The organism is Aquirufa aurantiipilula (genome assembly GCF_019923745.1).
GTDB lineage: Bacteria > Bacteroidota > Bacteroidia > Cytophagales > Spirosomataceae > Aquirufa > Aquirufa aurantiipilula.
This window is the reverse complement of the sequence record NZ_JAANOG010000001.1, coordinates 1-20,883: the sequence shown is the minus strand read 5'-3', so window position 1 is coordinate 20,883 and position 20,883 is coordinate 1. Positions and strand designations below refer to the sequence as shown.

The following is a 20,883-nucleotide window of genomic DNA, read 5'->3' as shown; positions in this document are numbered from 1 at the left end:
TTTGTTTAGGCTCCAAAAGCCCATCTAATAAAGATTAAATATATGAAAAAATTATTCCTTTTTGATGCAATGGCCTTGATTTATCGTGCCCATTTTGCATTTGCTAAAACACCCAGAATCTCATCAAAAGGAATAAATACCAGTGCCGTATTCGGTTTTACCAATACCATTCTAGAGGTTATCCAAAAGGAAAAACCTGATTATTTGGGTGTTGCCTTTGACACCTCTGCTCCTACTTTTCGTCACATCGAATACACGCCCTACAAGGCACAGCGACAAGTCCAGCCGGAAGACATCACCATTGCCATTCCCTACGTCAAACGCTTAGTAGAAGCCATGGATATTCCCTTACTCATCATGGATGGTTATGAGGCTGATGATATCATAGGAACCATTGCTAAAAAAGCTGTTAAAGCAAATCCCGATATCGTGGTTTACATGATGACCCCAGATAAGGATTATGGACAATTAGTAGAAGAAAGAATAAAAATGTACAAGCCTGCCTTTATGGGTAAAGGCGTAGAAATATTAGGTCCTGAAGAGGTTTGTGCTCGATGGAATATCCAACATGTAGATCAAGTAATTGACATGTTAGGATTGATGGGAGATGCGGTCGACAATATCCCTGGAATTCCTGGAGTTGGAGAAAAGACGGCTCAAAAGTTGATTGAACAGTTTGGGTCTTTAGAAAACCTATTGGAAAACACGGATCAGCTCAAAGGAAAGCTACAGGAAAACCTAGTTAATTTTAAAGAGCAAGGTATTTTATCCAAGCATTTGGCACGTATACTCTGTGAAGTTCCTTTGGAATACGAAGAAGAAAAATTACTGTATACTCCACCCAATAAGGCCTTGTTAGAGCCACTTTTGGACGAGTTGGAATTCCGCACGTTAAGAAAAAGAATATTAGGTGAGGACGCAAGCGTAGAGCCCGCCGCCCCTAAAGCCAAAGCTAGTCCTAAAGTGGCAGCCAATCAAATGGATATGTTTGGTAGCCCCGCACCTACAGCCCCCAATCCAAGTCCTTCAGAAGAAATAAACACAGATGAAGAGGAGGCTACTAATTACCAATCTTTCAATACACTAGAAAATACACCACACCAATACCATTTAGTTCAAGGCGAAGGAGCAATCAAAGGATTGATTACGTATTTAGCCCGACAAAGCTCGTTTTGTTTTGATACAGAAACAACCAACATCAATGCTATTGATGCTGAATTAGTGGGAATGTCATTTGCCTATAGAAAAGGAGAGGCATTTTACATTCCTTTTCCTGAGGATAAGGAGGCATGTCAACAACAAATCGATTTGTTCAAGGAGCTTTTTGCTAATGATCAAATTCAGAAAATCGCTCAAAATATCAAATATGACATGAGCGTCTTGGCCAATTATGGTATAGAAATCAATGGAGAAACCTATGATACCATGTTGGCACATTATTTAATTGAGCCAGAAAAACGCCATAATATGGATGCCATGTCCATGAGCTACTTGCATTATGAGCCTATGTCTATTGAGAAATTAATTGGCAAAAAAGGAGCTAAACAAAGTAATATGCGAGATGTGGATGTAGCTTTAGTCAAAGAATATGCCGCGGAAGATGCCGACATTACTTGGCAAATAAAACCACATTTGGACCAATTAATGGGTACAAATGAAAAAACAATTCAACTTTTCAAAGAAGTTGAAATGCCTTTGGCGCGCGTTTTATCTACTGTAGAAAGAGAAGGTGTTTTATTGGATATTCCTTTCTTGAAGGATATGTCAAATACCTTAGAAAAAGACTCACAAGAGGTTCAAAAGCAGATTTTTGAATTAGCAGGTGAATCCTTTAACATTGCCTCTCCTAAGCAGTTAGGAGAAGTTTTATTCGAAAAATTACGCTTAGATCCTAAAGCCAAAAAGACCAAAACTGGTCAATATATGACGGGGGAAGAAATCCTTTCCAAATTAGAAGGTGAGCATAAAATTGCTTCATTGATTTTAGATTTCAGGGAATTACAAAAGCTCAAATCCACCTACGTGGATGCACTTCCTCAATTGATTTCGCCGAAAACAGGACGCATTCATACCTCTTTCATGCAGGCAGTAACGGCTACCGGCCGATTGTCTTCTAAAGATCCTAACTTACAAAATATTCCAATCCGTACAGTTCGAGGTAGAGAAATCAGAAAGGCATTTATACCTAGAAATGAGGAATATCAAATTCTTTCAGCGGATTATTCTCAAATTGAATTGCGCATCATGGCGGCCTTTTCACAGGATGATTCGATGTGCGAGGCCTTTAATAAAGGTTTGGATGTTCACAAAGCAACAGCTGCCAAGGTGTTTCAAGTACCATTAGAAGAGGTTAGTTCTGACATGAGAAGAAAGGCAAAAACAGTCAACTTTGGTATTATTTATGGAGTATCTGCCTTTGGCTTAGCTGCTCAGATAGGCATTTCGAGAACGGAAGCCAAAGAAATCATTGATCAATATTTCATTGAATTCCCTAAGGTGAAGTCGTATATGGACCAAAGTATAGCCAAGGCAAGGGATTTTGGCTACGTTGAAACCGTACTTGGAAGAAGAAGGTATTTAAAAGATATACTTTCTCCCAATATGAATGAGAGAGGCTTTGCTGAACGAAATGCCATCAATGCGCCTATTCAGGGATCAGCTGCTGACATGATTAAAGTGGCCATGATTCAAATCCAAGATTTCCTTTGGAAAGAAAATTTGAAGTCGAAAATGATCCTAACTGTACATGACGAACTTGTATTTGATGCTCATGTGGATGAAATTGGCTACCTTCGCGAAAGGATTGATAAAATCATGTGTTCTGCCCTAGATTTAGGCGTTGTAATTGAAACGGGTATTGGTGTTGGTGCAAATTGGTTGGAGGCCCATTAATGATTAAATTGTGAATATTTCCATCGCATTATGTACCCGTAACGGGGAAAAATTTTTACGAACACAACTAAGTAGCTTTGTTGATCAAACCTTGCAAGCCGATGAAATCATTGTTTGCGATGAAGGATCCACAGATCAAACTTTAGCTATACTTGAGCAATTTTCAGATAGATTACCCCTTAAAATTTATAAAAACCCTGAACGATTAGGTACCTATCGCAATTTCGAGAAGGCCATGTCTCTTTGTCAGGGTGATATTATTTTCCCTGCCGACCAAGATGATTTTTGGGTTCCACAAAAGCTGGAGCGGGTTTACACCTACTTTAATTTACATCCAGACATTGATGCTATCTTCACAGACGCACTATTGGTGGATGAATTTGGACAAACCTCTGGCAAACAACTTTGGCAATCTTTCCGCTTCAGGAAAAAACAGCAGCAGGAATGGAAAAATGGCAAATCTTTGGAAATCTTGTTGGATGGCAATCGTGTGACGGGTTGTACCATGGGAATAAGAAAGTCCTATTTTGAACGTGTCAGTCCCTTTCCAAATTCACTTCCCTCCTCTTTCTTACATGATGCATGGTTAGGAATTATGGCAGCAGCGGAAAATAAAATCGACTTTATTCCGGCTACCTATGTACACTACCGTTTGCATTCTGAACAGCAGGTTGGCGTTAAAGGAAGTGAAGGAAAACCTCCGACCATGGTTGATCGTATGAGCCGGCCACATGCTGAAAAAGTCGCGCCATATTTAAAAAATTGGTCATTTCTTTGTCAAGTGCGTGATGCCATGTTGGCCACCAATCCAAATCTAATTGTAGAGGCATTAGATACCAAAATTGAATATTTGGAAAGACGTGCACACCTTCCTGAAACACGCTGGAAACGTCTTAAACCTACCCTTCACAACCTACTTGGTGGTCATTACCACCGTTTCAAAGACATGGATTCAGAGGCCCTTGCGCCGTATTTGATGTTTTTGGGAGACCTTTTGGAGTAAGCAATAATTATTAGGGTTTAGTTATTAGGGATTAGTAATTAGTGTTTAGTTATTAGGGTGATTTTAGATTCCTTTCATTTTTTTCAGAATACTTGTTATTATTTTCAATATCTCAGTAGCATCATTAAAATGATTTTGAAATTCAAAAACTACTAAATACTTAGTTTTATATAGTAATTCGAGCCAGTATAAACTTTCATTGATTTCTTTTTGAGCAACAGACATTTTGTGAATAAAATCCGCCTTTGATTCTGCATATTCAGCCTCTCGAATCATTGCACCTACACTTGTAGAACAACGCAATAATTGTTTAGAAAGAATCTGCTCCTTTTTTTCAGAAATTAAATATTGATAAAGACTTACTGAATTAAGAGCAAACTGAAATGTTTTATTACGGATATTACTTTGTTTCATGCTTGATAACCAAATATCAAATCTCATGAAATTATTTTGAAATAATTAAAGGCAACATTGAATTACCAAGTAATCGATAAAACCCTAATAACTAAACACTAATAGCTAACAACTAATCAATAAACCGCTTCACTACATTCCCATAGGAATCAATCCTTCTGTCGCGGAAAAAAGGCCATGTTTTACGGTAGTATTCGCTGGATTCAACATCAACAGATAAAACTGCAATCTCTTCTTGATCATGCGGGGCTTGGTACATAACTCGTCCAAAAGCATTCGATACAAAACTTCCTCCCCAAAACTGTTGGCCATTTTCAACACCGACTCTATTGACAGAAACTACTGGAATTCCATTGGCAATAGCATGACTACGTTGAATCGTTTGCCAAGCTTGATATTGTTCTCGATTGATATCTCCACTTTTCTCTTCCAAATCCCAACCAATCGCTGTTGGATAGACCAAAACCTCTGCCCCTTTCAAAGCTGTCAATCGGGCAGCTTCTGGGTACCATTGATCCCAACAAATCAACACCCCAATTTTGGCAAATTTCGTTTGATATACCTGATATCCTAAATCACCTGGCGTAAAGTAATACTTTTCATAATAGCCAGGATCATCTGGAATATGCATTTTACGGTATTTACCCAGGTATGAACCATCTGCATCAATCACGGCCGTGGTATTATGGTATAAGCCAGCTGCTCTTTTCTCAAACAAAGATGCGACAATTACGACATTCAACTCCTTGGCCAATTCTCCCAATTCATCAGTACTCGGACCAGGAATGGCCTCTGCTAATTCAAAAAATCGAGGATTTTCTTCATAACAGAAGTAAACGGATTTAAATAATTCCTGTAAACAAATCACTTGAGCACCCTTACCGGCTGCATCGCGGATGGATTGAATGGTTTTTGTCCAGTTTTCAGTTAAATTTTCCGATACCGACAATTGAATTAAGGCAAAAGATACGTTTTTCATAATGTTTGAGAAGCGCTAATAATGGGATCTAAAGAAATCTTGTTTAAACAATCAAAATGACCTAAAGGACAATAATTGCCACCTTGAGTAGAACATGGCCGACAAGATATTTCTTTATTTTCAATGGATGTAAATTCAGTTTGATAAGGGTAAAAGCCAAAATCGGAATGTGTTGCACCCCATAAGACGAATAATTTCTTTTTCAGAGCAGCGGCAATGTGCATCATACTGGAATCATGGGCAATCACAAACTCTGCCTGCTGCATCAAAGAAGCTGAAGCAGCCACAGAAGTACGATTACATAAATTGATTACCTTGTCCGGAAACAAGATATTCAATCGATAGCCATAATGTTCATCCCAAGCATCACCTATCAAGACCAATTGCCCCTCAATTCGTTCACACAATTCAATCATTTTAGGATATGACAGTACCTTAGTTATGTATTGAGCACCTATGGCATAGACCATGTATTTCCCCTGAATTCCAAACTCTTTTGGGTTTACAGCCTGACCTTCCGGAATAAAATAATCCAATCCTTTCCCATCGGATTGTATATCCAATGTATGTAAGGCATCAAAATATCGATCGACTAAATGTTTTTTGGGTAATAAATTGATTTTCTTCTTAACCAATAGCTTTCTCTCACGAGTAAACTTATCTATTTGATAGGGGATTTTTCCTAATAAAAGAGAAAGCGCATGTGATCGAACATTCTTATGTAAATCTACTACAGCATCGAAATCCTCTTTTCTAAGCTCTGAGGCTAATTTCCAAAGGTTTCCTTGGTAGGTATGCACCTGATGTACGTATGGATTTCCCTCCCACAAATTGGCATATTGCTGTTTGGTTACTACATGAATTTCTGCTGCTGGATACCGACTTTTCAGAGCCCGAATAATGGGTGTAGTGAGGATAATATCCCCTAGTGAAGAAAAACGAATGCAGAGAATTTTGTTCATTGGTCGCAAATAGCCCTGTAAAATTAAGAAAATTCAATAGCCAAGCCTCATACTTTCATTCTTTTCGGTAAATTGCGCACTAATTTGATTGCTTTAATGGAAAATAAAAAACAAGACACCGCCTCAGCTTTAAAAGACATTATTTCACATGCTAAAGAATACGGCTTCGTATTTCCTTCCTCTGAAATTTACGATGGTTTGCAGGCTGTTTATGATTACGGCCAAAATGGTGTTGAGCTAAAGAATAATTTAAAAATGGTTTGGTGGAAAGCCATGACCATGTTGAACGATAATGTAGTGGGTATCGATGCATCCATTTTCATGCACCCTCTCACTTGGAAAGCTTCTGGTCACGTGGATTCATTCAATGACCCGATGATTGATAATAAAGATTCGAAGAAGCGTTATCGGGCGGATACTCTATTAGAAGATCGTGCGGCACAATACGAGGCTGAAGGAAAAGCTGACGTGGGCAAAGCCCTTTTGCAAAAGATGGCCAAAGCCTTAGATGCTGGGGATTTGGAAGCCGTGAGACAAATCATTATTGATGAAAATATCACCTGCCCTATTTCTAATACAGCGAATTGGACGGAGGTTCGTCAATTTAATTTGATGTTTTCGACTCAAGTAGGAGCTGTATCGGAAGATGCAAGTTTAATCTATTTACGTCCAGAGACTGCTCAAGGAATTTTTGTTAATTTCTTGAATGTCCAAAAAACAGGCCGAATGAAAGTACCATTTGGTATTGCCCAAATAGGGAAAGCTTTCCGTAACGAGATTGTTGCTAGAAATTTCATTTTCAGAATGAGGGAGTTTGAACAAATGGAAATGCAATTCTTTGTTCGACCTGGTACTGAAATGGAATGGTATGCAGCTTGGAAAGAGGTTCGTATGAAATTCCACCAAGCCATTGGTTTACCTGCTTCTAAATTAAAATTCCACGATCATGAGAAATTGGCGCATTACGCCAATGCTGCCGTGGATATTGAATATGAATTCCCTTTTGGATTCAAAGAAATGGAAGGTATTCACTCCAGAACAGATTTTGATTTAAAAGCACATCAAGATTTATCAAGAAAAAAACAACAATATTTTGATCCAGAAATCAATGAAAACTACATTCCTTACGTAGTAGAAACTTCAGTTGGAGCGGATCGTTTGTTCTTGGCTATCCTGTGTAATGCCTATACAGAAGAAATAGTTGGTGAAGGAGATCAACAAAAACAAAGAATTTACCTTAATTTACATCCAGCAATAGCCCCAATCAAAGTAGCGGTATTGCCATTAGTGAAAAAAGATGGTCTCGCTGAAAAAGCTCAGGAAATCAACCGTTCACTGAAATTTGCCTTTAATACTACCTACGATGAGGGTGGCGCGATTGGAAAGCGGTATACTCGTCAGGATTTAATAGGAACCCCTTATTGTGTAGTGATTGATTACCAAACAATGGAAGACGATACAGTTACTGTACGTGATCGCAACACAATGAGTCAGGAGCGCATTTCTATAGCTGACCTAAAAGAAAAATTAGGTTATGCTGTATCGATGGAGCGTATTTTTGAAAAATTACTTGTTTAAACACGCAAACAACGATGAGTATGATGACCGAAGAGACCCCAAAAGCTGAAGAAATTTCTGCAGAATCAATCACTCCCACACCTGTAGCCCCAATCGAGGAAACAGAAAAAGTGATAGAAAGTAGTGCAGAGATTGAATTAAGCAGTCCTACAGAAGCCATTTTTCACACAGATGATAAAACGGTGGAGTATCCAATTTTGGAAGATGGACATTCAAAAGAGCATTTGCATCGCTTTTTTGGGAAACTAAAAGATTTGGTTCAACATCATGCAGGTCCTGCCGTGTACAAAAAAGTAGATGAGTTAATCAAAGAAGCGAAAGAATCGTGGGATAACATCAAGCAAGCAGAGCGACAAGCCGCATTGGATAGTTTCAAAGCTGCAAATGAAGGATCTGAAGAAGGATTTACTTATAAAGGTGATAGTTTAGCTCAAGAGATTGATACCGCCATTCATACCATCAAAAAGACCAAGCAAGACTTTTTTCAACAATTAGAAAAAGTACGTGAGAAGGCATTAGAGGGCAAAACACGTTTGATCAATGAATTGCGCACCTTGGTGGATGCGGATGATAATTCTGATCCAGCGCATGTAAATGCTAGCTTTAAAGCATTCAAAAAAATACAAGATGAGTGGAAAACCCTAGGTTCCGTTCAGGGTCCTATGAACCAAACATTATGGCAAAGTTACCATGCCTTAGTCGATCGTTTCTATAGCAATCGTAGTATTTTCTTTGAATTGTTGGAATTGGACCGCAAAAAGAATTTACAAGCGAAAGAAACCATTGCGGTGAAGTTGGAAAGCTTAGCAGACATGGTCAAGCAAAATGCCCCTTTACAAAAACTGATGAAGGATGCAGAAGAATTGTTTGAAGAATACAAACATATTGGACCTGCTCATCGGGATGAAAATGAGGCATTATGGCAACGAGTAAAAAAATCATTGGATGTTTTATTTGAACAAAAAAGACAAGTCAATGAAGCTCAGAAAGCTGTTTATGAAGAAAATTTAAAGATTAAAAAAGAATTAGCCGATTTGATGCACCACCATGCTACTTTCCAATCAGGAAGTATTGCGGAATGGAATCAGTCCTCCAAGGCTGTACTTGCATTGCAAGAGCAATGGGGTAAATTGAAAGGCGGTTTGCCTAGAGAAGGCGGTAAGGAAGTGAGTCACCAATTTTGGTCCGACTTGAAACTTTTCTTCAAACACAAAAGCGAGTTTTTCGCCAAAATAGATGCTGAGAGAAAAGCCAATTTAGCCGCTAAATTATTGTTGATTGAGCAAGTGGAAGGAATAGTCGCAGTTGGCACTGAAACGCAAGAAATCACACAACAAGTAATTGAACTACAAAAGAAGTGGAAAGAGATTGGTCATGTACCTGAAAAACAAAAAGATCAGGTTTATACCAAATTCAAAGCGGCATGTGATGCTTATTTCAATTTGAAACGTAGTAAAGGTAAAGGTGCACAGGATGAGGAGTTTGAAGCTAATTTAGTAGCAAAACAAGCTATCTTAACTGATTTAGAAGCAACACTGAAAGATCCTAGTTTATTGGCCAACTTGAAAGCAAAGAAAGAATCTTGGGACGCCATTGGATTTGTACCACGTAAAAATGTTAAGGAGATTCAAGAAAAATTCCGCAATACCTGGAATGCGGTGATTGACTTAGCTAGAACTCAACCGAAGGAGCAATTGGCTGCTTGGGGATTTGAGTTAAAAACATTGCCTGCTGAATCAGGAGGAGGTTCTGATGAGCGCAGGTCTCACTCAGGCGATAACCGTAAGAAGATTCAGGCTTTGGAAAATGATATTGCGGTGTTAACCAATAACTTAGAGTTTTTTGCCAAATCGAAAGGGGCGGATAAATTGCGTGCTGAAGTAGAAAAGAAGATTGCACAGGCACAAAAGGAATTGGAAAAACTGAAAAAAGATTAAAAAAATATAAGTTTTTTTGGGGCAACACTTGCCAATTTAAGCCTAGATGCTTACTTTTGCATACCCAATTCAAGCCTCCTTAGCTCAGCTGGTAGAGCAACTGACTTGTAATCAGTAGGTCATTGGTTCGATCCCGATAGGAGGCTCATTAAAGCTCAACAGAAATGTTGGGCTTTTTTGTTGTTATCATAGGTCATTGGAATTGCATTCCGCAACTGGACGTCCCCGTTGATCCCGATAGGAGGCTCGTGTAATTTTCGGTTTTAGACCATCCAATAAGTTATTATTCTACAAGAAGGTTAATAGAAATTTTATAAAAAAGGTGCTTCTTATAGCACTATGATTGAGGAAAAACTCCACGGTAATTTAATAATAGCTTAATTGACTCATTATTGGCCCTGACAATGAAATAGTAAAAAACGAAAATTAAAGCTTTCTCAAACTTTAAAGCCCCCATGAGCTTTAGTAGTTCATAGACAATAACTCAGGAAATACCAACTCCTCAGTCAAATAGGGTATACCAAATGTCCTATGTGCCAATTTCGTCTGAATCTGCTCAATAATAGCACCCTCAGCGGATGCTCTCTTTTTTAATATAGGGTCCTTCAATTGGGGTAAGGCCGACAAACATTGATTAATCAACCATGCATAAGGTTCTATTCCTGCTCTTCTTAAATCCTCTTGCAAGTCGGCAGCCTCACGCATAGGCGTAGTCTCCGGTAATGCCACCAAAACGATCTTAGCAAATTCTTTATCTTGAAGGGCCATATAAGGAGTTCTTATTTTAGTAGCCGATAAAGAACTATGCTTTAACACTTCTTTATGATAACTACCTGTGGTGTCTAACAAAAGCAAAGTATGACCCGTAGGTGCTGTATCCATTACCACAAATTGCCGAGAAGCGGAATGAATTGCTTTAGAAAATGCATGAAAAACAGCCACTTCCTCTGTACATGGGGATTGCAAATCTTCCAACAATAAATTCTTGGCATTTTCATCTAAATTCACCCCTTTCTGGAGCATAATCTTTTGAATATAGGATTGCGTTTCCACCTTGGGATCTATGCGTTCCACCTGTAGATTATCTGGAATTCGATCTAATTGACTCAAGAAATCATTGATATGAGCAGCAGGGTCTGTGGTAGTCAATAATACCCGATGACCTCTATTGGCCAATAAACAAGCAATTGTTGCAGCCGCTATGGTTTTACCAACTCCCCCCTTCCCCATCGTCATAATAAGTCCCGAAGTCCTACCATGTTCTTCCAATGAATCGACCAAATCCCGAATGCTATCCAAATGGTAAAGATTATGAGGCGAAGAAGCCATTTCTTCCGCGACAATTTGAGATTGCAAAACCTGATCCAACATAGACCTTAATTTCCTTAATCCCAATACATTATAGGGCAATAAAGGATAAGTTTGTAAGGGTAAATGTTGTAATGCTAAAGGTATTTCATGCAACTGTTTATCTGCCAAAAATTCAATTCTATGAGCCACAGAATCTGTTTGATCTAAAGCCTTAAAAACACCATTGATGAATAATTTCTGATTTTCAAATCCTAAATCTCTTAATTCCACGCTAGTCTTTGCGGCTTCTTTTAAAGAAGATTTTTCAGGCCTACTAACCAAATAAAATGTGGTTAATTGTGGATCTCTTAAACTTTGAATCACTTTTTTATACCGCTCTTTACTACTTTTTAAGGCTGAGGAGGGCCCAATGCAAGAAGCACCTCCTGGATTATTCTCTAAAAAATCATCCCAAGCAGAGGGTAATTCTAATAAGCGTATGGTATGACCGGTTGGTGCCGTATCAAATATGACCATATCATATGAACCTTCTGTCCCTTCACCAGTTACAAACCTTGAAAACTCATCAAATGAAGCTATTTCAGTAGTACAAGCACCCGACAAGCCCTCTTTGACTTTTTTAATTTCACTTTCAGTGGCCATCCCCATCATGGGCTGAATCACCCTTTCCCGATATTCGTTAGCCGATACATCAGGACTGATATTGATGGTAAATAAAGTTGGTAGTTTCTGATGTACCTGAATTTGTTCTCCAACGGGTGTTTGAAGGACATCTTCTAAATTAGATGCAGGATCAGTACTAATTAACAATACTTTTTTACCTTGATCTGCCAGTCTAACAGCTGTAGCACAAGCTAAAGATGTCTTACCTACTCCCCCTTTTCCTGTAAAAAATAAATATTGAGTATATGACTGTTCCATGATGTTGTGTTGCTAGATAAATCTATATTCCTGTCAATTTACAGAGCATTTACCAAGAAAGATATGATTTTGGTCAAGCTATTTCTCATCTAAATTTTTCAATGCTACTATTAAATTATGTTTTAGCTTTTCCTTCAAAGATTTAGGCGAAATAACCGTTAAATCATGTGCATACCTCATGAAAAAACTTTCCAATTCCACATTAATCTCCAAGTTCCAAGTTATTTGTATACCCTGACCTGATTTATCTATTTGTTGAGAGGGATGTAAGGGATATTTAGTCAAATAATCTAGCATCCAAGATTCTGTACTTAAATGAACTGTCACTTTTTCCGACTTAATTCCAGGATTGGCTAGGTTATTTCGAAGTATTCCCAGCATATTGGTAAAATAATCAGGAGGATAAAAACCAGGAGCAAAACGTAGTTGACAGGTTGATTTATGCACCCTTAATTGAAGCATTCGATCTAATGCGAATAATCGTAGTGAATTGATTTCTGTTTTAACGATACGATCTTGTTCCTTCACTTCTTGAATCAGGACATACCAACCCGTATACCAGCCATTGTTGTATTCTTTAATCATCAATGGAATTCCGCTATACTTTTTTTGAATTGCTTCTTTCGACAAAGCTTGATAGGTAAATAATAAACAATCTTTGGCTGCTATGGCTTCTAAAATGGGTTTAATATTATCTGAACCCGCCCGCTCTCCATCTTTGATCAACTGAATACTGGGCCAAGAATTCAATTGATTGTATTTAGATAAGTTATTTTCCAAGGTAATGGCCCTCAATTTATTGACGATTCCCTGCCCTGCCCCATCCGTGAATAAGTGTTGGTTCAGATCAATGATGGATGCAATCTGATTCAATTCCTTTTCAGAAAAACTGGGAAAAGCAGAGATGTCTTGACGAATGTAGTAAAAACCCAAATTTGACCTTGAATAGCGAATTAACTCGCCCTGTTCTTCCTCTAAACTAGGATATCTTTCTTTTAAAAGTTCTTTCAAGGTATTTACATCCCGGCTAAAACTTCGTTCTGAATAGCTAGGAATATCAAAATGCTCCAATAAATATTGTTCAACACTTCGATAGTTTACCAGAAATGCTTTTCGCAAAAATAGATTATTGATTTCCTTGAGGCGGTCTTGTGGGTTTAGCATGGTCAAAATGGAATGGAGAATGTAGAATAGAGAATTATTGGGGACGCAAATTAATAAAATTTAGTAAATCGCCAAGTTTTGGCGGATTATAAACTGAGATTTGGGTATCGAAAAAGAAAAAATATAAAAAATAGATACCATGAATAACAAAATTTTAAAAGTGCTGATGTTGAGTTTGGTCCTATTATGGATTATGTTGTATGCCACGGAAGGAATTGCCAAGGCAATTTGGCATCCAGTACAATACAAGAAATACCGCATGGGAATCTTTTCCATTGTGGTATTGAACATCTTCTTTTCTAGCTACCTCATGTTTGCTCCTTACCAGTTATTCGGTCAAAACCCAAGTGATGGAATTTACTCCTTACTGGTAACGGCACATATCAGCTATTTAATAGTTGGATGTGGACTGCATTTTTTCTCCCAAGTGGACGATAAAAAAATACCTGTTCAGGATTATTAGTGCCACTAGAGAAAACTCCATTTATCCTTATACAAGGCTTTTTGTATCTCAATTGCCCAACGCTTATTTTGATAAAGTCCTCAAAATCAAATTCTAATTTTTCAATAATCATTCCTAGTATTGATTAGAGTCAAAATTAGACGTCGTTTATGAACCTACTCATTTTGACAATTGAATTTATTCTAGAAGCTATACAAATCGTGCAGAAAGCGATTTGCTAATCCACTAATTATTTTGGCGGCATACAGCTTTAAAAAGGAAATGTCAGTTGATTTATAGACAGCTTAATTTATATTTACAAGGAGTTATTAATAAACTCAAAGTCAACTTATATTAGTAAAATACACAACAACCTAAACCCTAATAACTTATTCTACATTATTCATTTTACTTTCTGCATTCTTCATTCTACATTCTTCATTCTACATTCATCATTCTACATTAATACCATGAAAGCATTTAAACTACTCATTCTTATTAGCTTACTAAGTTTCCAAGCACCTGCTCAGATTATGGATAAATTAAAATCCATGAAGGCATATTCGGGATATTTTACTTTCTATTATGATGAAGGTGCTGATAAAATCTATTTGTCAGTAGATAAACTAAATCAAGAATTTCTATATGTCTATTCACTAAGTCAGGGAGTAGGAAATAATGATTTAGGATTGGATCGAGGCCAATTAGGAAATGAGCAAGTAGTCTATTTTGAAAAACAAGGGAATAAGCTTTTCTTAATTCAACCGAATTACCAATATCGAGCTAATACGAGCAATCCTTTGGAAAAGATCTCTGTTCAGCAAGCTTTTGCTAAATCCATTCTTTTTGGCTTTAAAATTGAAGGACAAGAAAATGGAAAATACATCATAGATGCCACAGATTTTTTATTACAAGATGCACATGGAGTATTAAAAACATTAACTAGAGCCAAGCAAGGTTCTTACCAATTGGACAAATCAAGAAGTTCTTTGTTCATGGAAAGAACTAAGTCTTTCCCTAAAAATACAGAATTTGAAGCCCGACTTACCTTTTCTGGGAATGGTACAGGTTCAGAAATTCGATCGGTTACTCCTAATCCAGATTATGTGACGGTGGTTGAACACCATTCGTTTATTGAATTGCCAGACAATCAATATCAACCAAGAGAATATGACCCTAGGTCAGGATCTAATGCTATTTCCTTCATGGATTATGCCACTCCAGTAACGGAATCCATAGAAAAGAAATGGATAACCAGACATCGATTAGAAAAGAAAAATCCTAACGCAACTACCAGTGAAGCCATTAAGCCCATCATTTATTATTTAGATAATGGAACACCGGAACCTATCCGATCAGCGCTGTTAGAAGGTGGAAGGTGGTGGAATCAGGCTTTTGAGGCAATTGGCTACAAAGATGCCTTTCAAGTGAAAATATTACCTGACGATGCCGATCCAATGGACGTACGTTATCACGTGATCCAATGGGTTCATCGTTCTACTAGAGGTTGGAGCTATGGCGCAAGTATTTCTGACCCCAGAACTGGCGAAATCATTAAAGGGCATGTGAGCTTAGGTAGTTTACGGATTCGACAAGATTTCATGATTGCTCAGTCGCTTATGAATGCACCTTATGCCAAAAACAATGAAAATAATCAGCCTATGCTGGAAATGGCTTTGGCCCGAATTCGTCAATTAGCCGCTCATGAAATTGGACATACCCTAGGATTCGCCCATAATTATGCCGCTAGCGCCCGAGGGAATTCAAGTGTCATGGATTATCCACATCTTCAAGTAGCTTTTGTTGGGAATGAAATCGATCTTTCAAAAGCCTATGACCGCAATATTGGAGAATGGGACAAAGTATCAGTAGATTATGCATATGGACAACATAGCACAGAAGAACTACCGCTTATTTTGAATAAAGCCTATGAAAAAGGCCTTAGATTCATTACTGATTTTGATGCAAGAAATCCAGGTGGAGCACATATATATGCTCATTTATGGGATAATGGACAGACGGTTGTAGATGAATTACAGCGCATGTTGGATTTAAGAAAAAAAGCCATCAAACAGTTTTCAGTCGACAATATGCGGAAAGGCGAGAGCTATTCTAAATTAGAAGATATGTTTGTGCCCTTATATTTCATGCATCGATACCAAACCGAAGCAGTTAGCAAAATGGTAGGTGGTTTTGAATACAATTATGCCATCAAAGGAGGAAATGAAGTTATACTCAAACCTGCATCTAAAAGCCTTCAGATTGAAGCATTACAACAATTAATGAGAACACTACAAGCTGATGAAATAGCCATACCTAAAGAAAAATTAAGTCTATTTCCTCCTAGAGCCTTTGGCTTTCCAAGAACTCGAGAATCATTTAAAAGTAAAACTGGACTTACATTTGATGCATTAGGAGCTGTGGAAACTGCGGCTGAATTTACCCTGGACTTTTTACTTCATCCCGACAGAGTTTCGCGTATTCAACAAAACCATGCCATTGATGATAAGAATTTAGGCCTTTCTGGATTGTTACAAATAATAAGCCAGCAAACCCTCGAAAAAAGCTGGACTGATACTTATTTAAATGCCGCACAAGAAACCATCAACTACAAAGTTTGTGAAGCCGTTTTAAATACCTTACATGCTCCCAATTTAGCTCCATTAGCAAAAGTAGAGCTATATGAAGGCATCAAAAAATGGCAACAGAATTATACAAAAAAAGCAACTACTAGTGCATTTGCTAGATACATGCAACAATTCATTCAAGAATCACTGGATCACCCTGCTGAATGGAAAGCTTTAGCTAGCCCTAGCATACCTGACGGAGCTCCCATTGGAATGGATTGCTATTAAATTAATCAACAATTTATCGAATCTTACAAGAGAAGAAAGGCGATAATAATCATGTAAATAGTCTTTAATTATAAAAATTGCACCTATTATATCATTATTTTAATGACTTTAATCACTTTTTGGTGAAAATAAAAAAAACATTTTTTTATTTCAATTTCATTGTATAATTTTGATTCATTAATCAATGAGGGTAAAACCAAAAAGATTAAAATTAGAATACTTAGCCGCGAAATAGCAATATTAATTATAGAACACAGGGATGCAATTAGCTCTTATTCTTTGAATAAGAGCTTTTTTTTGTTCTAATTATAAAAAAAGGGGAATGATTTTCATTCCCCTTTTTTTATATCTTGACTAATTTACGACTGTCTAGATTTTAAAAATTCAACCAAATCCAGCGATTCAAATTCGGCTAGTCCTTTTGCTGTTAGATAGGGTTTATAAATTTCTATGGTTCCAGCTAAATAGGTTGATTTAACTTCTTGAAAGCTTTTTTTGTAATCAAACAAAAGATACGTATTCAACCAGTGCACTCCTAAAATAGCATGTTGATGGTAAAAAATCTTAAAATTTTTCTCTTCAAAAACTTTATCCATCAAATAATTTTCTTTGACCAGTTTTTCAAATAAACCTATCATACTTTTCTTTCTAAGTAAGAAAGAATGGTTGATTACCTCCATGAAAGCTTCATCTTTAAAAGAAGCTGTCCAAATAAACATAATAGCACTTCGGTATTTAAATTGAATTTCCATGATATCCGATAAGATACCAATATAATCCTTCCAACTAAACTGATCCGAATAAACAATGGAACCAAAATAGTCATACATATCTCGTATATACAATTCAGTAATAGCTATATGCAGATTCTCTTTGGTAGAAAAGTGATTGGTAATTTTGCTCTTACTGATTTCTGTATATCGAGCAATCTCGTCTATGGTAATAGATGAACCGTAGGTATTTAAGACTTCTGATGCTAATAAAATAATATTTTCACGACTCCTCTCCCCTTTTCTTTGGTATATTTTCATGATTATATTATAGATTTCCTTAAAAATAAAAAATAGTTTTTTTTATTCCAAATCAATGTATAATTTTGATACATTATTAGAAAAAATAATACCTACCACAGCAAACAAAATACCTGCAACCACAGTTATTAAAGATAATTATAGAACACAGGAATGCAATTAGCTCTTATTTTTTGAATAGGAGCTTTTTTGTTTTCTTTCATTATCTTGAAAATATAATGGTAGATGACCAAATAGCCCAGGTTCTTCCTACTCGATCTTCCGAATCTTCCTCCATTTTAATCCCAATCTTCATGCTCAAAGGAGTAGAATTGGAAGTAGGAAAGTCTATTTGATACCATGTCATCCCAGAAAAATCTTTTGAAATAACAGGATTATATGCCTTAATAGCTTTTTCTAATTGTTGTATAATACTTAGCTTGGTAGGAGAAAGTAAGAATTGAACTTGTTTCCTTTCTTTTCGAATTAAGCGCATTTGGTTAACTCGACTACTCGGTGCTAAATATTCCAATCCGTTTCCTCGATGAAATTCTTGATATTGATATTCTTTCATCAAGCCTTTAAATTGCTCTTGATTGGCATCCAATAAAACCAGTGCATTCGCTAAATTGGGAAGTACATAGGTTGAATATTCATCCGATTCGCAAGCTAGAGCAGGCGCATTTTGTGCCCAAACAAATGGGCATAAAAACACAGATAGGAGGAGAATCAAGCCATATTTCATGGTTTAACAAGCATTAATCTCGGTAATTCAATGCGGGTTGTCGATTCCCTAATAAAGATTTATAAACAAAATTAGGTCCTCTCCTTTGATCAAATTCTGCTTTGGCTTCTTTGACCAACTCTGGATGTTTGAATAAATCAATGGCTGTTGAGGCCAATGTTTTGGCCGCTACCATCATTCCTTTTCTACCGATAGACATACCGCCCGCGGCAACCGCTTGCCAGCTATGTGCACTAGTTCCTGGAACCCAAGCAGCTGTTCCCAATCCTATGGTTGGAACTGTCCAGCTTACATCTGCCACATCCGTAGAGCCAGTAGCTAAATTATCTCCGTCATTCAACCCTTTAATTTGATTGGTACTCGTCAAATCCACCATTTCCATACCTTCAGATTGCTGAATTTGTTTGGCAAATGCCAATTCGGATGGACTTAAAATATATCCTCCCACCTGTTGTAAATTGGCATGCATAACTCTCGCTAATCGATCATTAGGAAGCATTTCATAAACACCACCAATGACCTCGGCTTCATACTTAGTACCTGTTCCCAAAGCTACGCCTTTGGCGGCATTTTCCAATCGATCCCAAACATCCATCACAATATCTCTTTTAGGAGAACGAACATAATAATAAACCTCAGCAAAGTCAGGTACTATATTGGGGGCTTTGCCTCCATTAGTAATCACATAATGCATTCGGGTAGTAGAAGGAATATGTTCCCGCATCATATTAGCCATATAATTCATCGCTTCTACAGCATCCAAGGCTGATCTACCTCTTTCTGGAGAAGCTGCCGCATGAGAGGATAATCCATAAAAACGAAATTTCCCCGCCTTATTGGCCAATGAATTACTCATAGAAATAACATGTTGGTTGTTGGGATGCCAATGTAACATCACATCTACTTGAGAAAATAAACCTGCTCGTACCATATACACTTTACCAGAACCACCTTCCTCAGCCGGACAACCATAAAACTTAATCGTACCTTTTTGACCTGTTTCTTGCATCCATTCTTTCACGGCAATGGCCGCAGCAGCGGAGCCTGTTCCAAATAAATGGTGCCCACAAGCATGTCCAGCTGAATGACCTAAACTTCTTTTGGTTGGAATAGAATCCTGTGACATGCCCGGTAGTGCATCGTATTCTCCCATGATACCAATGACAGGTTTTCCTTGTCCAAAGGTAGCCACAAAGGCTGTAGGGATTTCAGCAACACCGGATTCAATCGTAAATCCTGCTTTTCTCAAGGTTTCTTGTAAGAGCAATGAGCTTTGTTTTTCCTTATATCCCACCTCAGCAAATCGCCAAATTTGATTTGCCATTTGACCATATTGACTTTCTTTTTGCTGTAGGCGTTGAATCACTTTTTTCTTATCCGCTTCTTGGGCAAGTAAGGAAAAACTAATTATATATAGGGCAAGGTTTAAAATAGCTTTCATAGATTTCATTTGTTGATGTTGTTAATTTCTCCATTTGGCCAATTCATATTTAGCCATTTCCTCTTCCCTATCGTACATATTTTTATCAAATAAGGAAGCATGTCCGCAATCCGTATCATTCGTCCATGCGTGTTTTGCAAATGGCATGTAGGATTCATTCACCATTTTATGCCCCCGCAAGGTCATACCTTGAAACCAGGGAATACCATTATCTAGACTATTTTTTAGTCCGATAGGCGCCACTGGGCCCAAAGGACTTGTAAGGGGTCTAGCTTTGACTAAATTAATTAAAGCTGCATGTTCATTCAGACGACATTCGGGTAAAGGCCAACTCAATTGACCTTCTTGTACTAATCCATGAGCAACAGCTCTACCCTCAGGTCTTGATTGGTATAAGGCTTTTAATTCATCCATAGAGGGTCGAAAATCCCAATAACGGTTTCCATCACATAGCTCGCCAAAGGCTGGACAATTCCAGCATTGACCCACTTGGCCTATACCCATAGCATCCCCAATGTTAGCTAAATAATGGCCAATTAAATCACCCGTATAAAGCATGTCGTTATGCATCATAAACAACCACGAAGCACGGCTATTTTCCCAAGGATACTGACTTCTAATGGAATAGCGATAATCTTTAAAATACAATAATATTTTATTAATAAGACCTTTTCTCCTACCTTCCCACCAGCCAAAGAAAAATTTGGGTTTGAAATAAATGATGGGTAAACCTTCCAAAAGTGAACGCAATAAAGCTTCATCAAAACCCTCTGGTTGGCTTTTTTCCAGCGTCACATATATTTGTTGGATATGCTTCCCTGAATTTTTCATCAATGACCAAATACTCACAGCCGTTTGATAAGGCTTTCCATACACATTAACGGCAACGTCTACTTTTTGAACTGTCATAAGCTTTTAATTACCGTAAATTTAATGTTAAATGGGGAATTGTGAATGGTAAATTGTAAATGGTGAATGGTACATAGTGTCTTGTCCTGATATAGGTTGACAGTTGGGTTTATTAATAACTCATTGTAAATATAGTTTAAGCTGCATATAAATCAACTGGCATTTTCATTTTTAAAGCTAAATGCGGTCTTACTTCATTGTAGGTTTTAATGGCTTGTGAAACCGCTTTTTGAGCGGTTTTCAGGTTTTTATACGTAGCATCTAAATTGAATTCATTTTTCAAGATTCCATTCACTCTTTCGGCTAAGGCATTATCATAA

Annotated in this window: 16 protein-coding genes and 1 tRNA gene; 7 read left to right on the top strand and 10 right to left on the bottom strand. The window is 37.4% G+C overall.

Going from position 1 to position 20,883, the window contains the following annotated elements:
• Window positions 1–42 precede the first annotated feature (42 nt).
• Together polA and G9H60_RS00080 are read left to right on the top strand one after the other, a co-directional pair.
• Complete coding sequence (gene polA / locus G9H60_RS00085; RefSeq protein WP_223142100.1) at window positions 43–2,892, top strand: DNA polymerase I; 2,850 nt, start codon at window positions 43–45, stop codon at window positions 2,890–2,892.
• A 10-nt stretch (window positions 2,893–2,902) separates the two neighbouring features.
• Window positions 2,903–3,895 carry a glycosyltransferase family 2 protein gene (locus G9H60_RS00080; protein ID WP_223142099.1) on the top strand — a complete coding sequence of 331 codons (993 nt, stop codon included), beginning with the start codon at window positions 2,903–2,905 and terminating at the stop codon, window positions 3,893–3,895.
• A 63-nt stretch (window positions 3,896–3,958) separates the two neighbouring features.
• On the opposite strand, the gene G9H60_RS00075 is transcribed toward G9H60_RS00080, so the two are convergent.
• The 3 genes from G9H60_RS00075 to G9H60_RS00065 all read right to left on the bottom strand — a co-directional run bounded on the left by G9H60_RS00075 (window position 3,959) and on the right by G9H60_RS00065 (window position 6,250).
• Window positions 3,959–4,309 carry a four helix bundle protein gene (locus G9H60_RS00075; RefSeq protein ID WP_223142098.1) on the bottom strand — a complete coding sequence of 117 codons (351 nt, stop codon included), beginning with the start codon at window positions 4,307–4,309 and terminating at the stop codon, window positions 3,959–3,961.
• A gap of 112 nt (window positions 4,310–4,421) precedes the next feature.
• Window positions 4,422–5,291, bottom strand: a complete 870-nt coding sequence (locus G9H60_RS00070; protein WP_276343804.1) for a carbon-nitrogen hydrolase — start codon at window positions 5,289–5,291, stop codon at window positions 4,422–4,424.
• Window positions 5,285–6,250, bottom strand: a complete 966-nt coding sequence (locus G9H60_RS00065) for a glycosyltransferase family 9 protein (RefSeq protein ID WP_223142096.1) — start codon at window positions 6,248–6,250, stop codon at window positions 5,285–5,287. The genes G9H60_RS00070 and G9H60_RS00065 overlap by 7 nt, the downstream gene beginning before the upstream one ends.
• A gap of 96 nt (window positions 6,251–6,346) precedes the next feature.
• Between G9H60_RS00065 and G9H60_RS00060 the strand changes: the two genes are divergently transcribed.
• The 3 genes from G9H60_RS00060 to G9H60_RS00050 all read left to right on the top strand — a co-directional run bounded on the left by G9H60_RS00060 (window position 6,347) and on the right by G9H60_RS00050 (window position 9,911).
• Entirely contained in the window at window positions 6,347–7,828 is a 1,482-nt protein-coding gene (locus G9H60_RS00060; protein ID WP_223142095.1) for a glycine--tRNA ligase, read from the top strand.
• Between the two features lie 20 nt (window positions 7,829–7,848).
• Entirely contained in the window at window positions 7,849–9,765 is a 1,917-nt protein-coding gene (locus G9H60_RS00055; protein WP_223142094.1) for a DUF349 domain-containing protein, read from the top strand.
• Between the two features lie 73 nt (window positions 9,766–9,838).
• Window positions 9,839–9,911 (top strand) — tRNA-Thr (locus tag G9H60_RS00050).
• A 316-nt stretch (window positions 9,912–10,227) separates the two neighbouring features.
• On the opposite strand, the gene arsA is transcribed toward G9H60_RS00050, so the two are convergent.
• Both arsA and G9H60_RS00040 read right to left on the bottom strand, forming a co-directional pair.
• Window positions 10,228–11,997, bottom strand: a complete 1,770-nt coding sequence (gene arsA / locus G9H60_RS00045) for an arsenical pump-driving ATPase (protein ID WP_223142093.1) — start codon at window positions 11,995–11,997, stop codon at window positions 10,228–10,230.
• Window positions 11,998–12,075: 78 nt separating this feature from the next.
• Window positions 12,076–13,161, bottom strand: a complete 1,086-nt coding sequence (locus G9H60_RS00040; RefSeq protein WP_223142092.1) for a helix-turn-helix transcriptional regulator — start codon at window positions 13,159–13,161, stop codon at window positions 12,076–12,078.
• A gap of 139 nt (window positions 13,162–13,300) precedes the next feature.
• Here G9H60_RS00040 and G9H60_RS00035 point away from each other — a divergent pair, with 139 nt between their 5' ends.
• Together G9H60_RS00035 and G9H60_RS00030 are read left to right on the top strand one after the other, a co-directional pair.
• Window positions 13,301–13,624, top strand: coding sequence for a hypothetical protein (locus G9H60_RS00035; protein WP_223142091.1), 324 nt, complete (start codon window positions 13,301–13,303; stop codon window positions 13,622–13,624).
• 449 nt (window positions 13,625–14,073) lie between these two features.
• A complete protein-coding gene (locus tag G9H60_RS00030) occupies window positions 14,074–16,458 on the top strand; it encodes a zinc-dependent metalloprotease (protein ID WP_223142090.1) in 2,385 nt (794 codons plus the stop codon).
• 359 nt (window positions 16,459–16,817) lie between these two features.
• Here G9H60_RS00030 and G9H60_RS00025 read toward each other — a convergent pair whose 3' ends face one another.
• From G9H60_RS00025 to G9H60_RS00005, 5 genes are all read right to left on the bottom strand, one after another.
• Entirely contained in the window at window positions 16,818–17,489 is a 672-nt protein-coding gene (locus G9H60_RS00025; RefSeq protein ID WP_223142089.1) for a TetR/AcrR family transcriptional regulator, read from the bottom strand.
• A 202-nt stretch (window positions 17,490–17,691) separates the two neighbouring features.
• Window positions 17,692–18,213, bottom strand: a complete 522-nt coding sequence (locus tag G9H60_RS00020) for a hypothetical protein (protein WP_223142088.1) — start codon at window positions 18,211–18,213, stop codon at window positions 17,692–17,694.
• A gap of 13 nt (window positions 18,214–18,226) precedes the next feature.
• Window positions 18,227–19,654: an amidohydrolase gene (locus tag G9H60_RS00015; RefSeq protein ID WP_223142087.1), complete on the bottom strand. Its 1,428-nt coding sequence runs from the start codon at window positions 19,652–19,654 to the stop codon at window positions 18,227–18,229.
• 21 nt (window positions 19,655–19,675) lie between these two features.
• Window positions 19,676–20,563, bottom strand: a complete 888-nt coding sequence (locus tag G9H60_RS00010) for a hypothetical protein (protein WP_223142086.1) — start codon at window positions 20,561–20,563, stop codon at window positions 19,676–19,678.
• Window positions 20,564–20,699: 136 nt separating this feature from the next.
• Window positions 20,700–20,883: integrase core domain-containing protein (locus G9H60_RS00005; RefSeq protein ID WP_223142085.1), on the bottom strand; the 184-nt coding region annotated here is incomplete at its 5' end.